Annotated in this window: 1 protein-coding gene and 1 pseudogene; both read right to left on the reverse strand. The window is 60.3% G+C overall.

Features of this window, described 5'->3' with window-relative positions:
• On the reverse strand, positions 1-225 hold a 225-nt coding region (locus tag IH48_RS35545; RefSeq protein WP_158710398.1), incomplete at its 3' end, for a beta-ketoacyl synthase N-terminal-like domain-containing protein.
• Between the two features lie 32 nt (positions 226-257).
• Positions 258-597 (reverse strand): annotated as a pseudogene (locus IH48_RS0132275) (hypothetical protein); the annotation flags it as partial.

Below are 597 nucleotides of genomic sequence, written 5' to 3' on the forward strand. Positions count from 1 at the left end.
CCACCCACGGTCCTCGGGGAACCCGGATATCGCATCCGTGCTCCCCGCAACCAGACCCCACAATCCCTCAGGCGACCGCACACCACCCGGATAACGGCAACCCATTCCCACCACCGCAATAGGCTCACGCTGGTCCGACTCCATTTTGCTCAGACGTCGGCGAGCCCGCCGCAGCTCGGATGTGGTGATCTTGAGGTAATCGCGGAGCTTCTCTTCATTCCCCATGGTGTTCCTCTGATGCTAGTTCGCGAACGGTGTTAGGAGAGGCCGAGCTCGTTGTCGATCATGGAGAAGATTTCCTCGTCGGAGGAGGAACTGATCTCCTGTGTGGCTCTGATGCTTTCCGGGTCCTCTCCCAGCTCGATAAGGAACCTCTGGAGCTGTGACACGATTCGCGTCCGCGATTCGGCGTGCAGAGTGGGAATCAAGGAATCCATGTCAATCTTTTCGAGCGCGGCGAAAACGTCTGACGGATTTGGTGCCTCGTCCTTGACCAGTTGCGTTCGCAGGTAGTGCGCGAGTGTGGCGGGGGTGGGGTGGTCGAGTATCGCGGTGGTGGGCAGGCGCAGGCCGGTGCCGATGCCCATCTTGTTGCGG

The organism is Streptomyces sp. NRRL F-5126 (genome assembly GCF_000721265.1).
GTDB lineage: Bacteria > Actinomycetota > Actinomycetes > Streptomycetales > Streptomycetaceae > Streptomyces.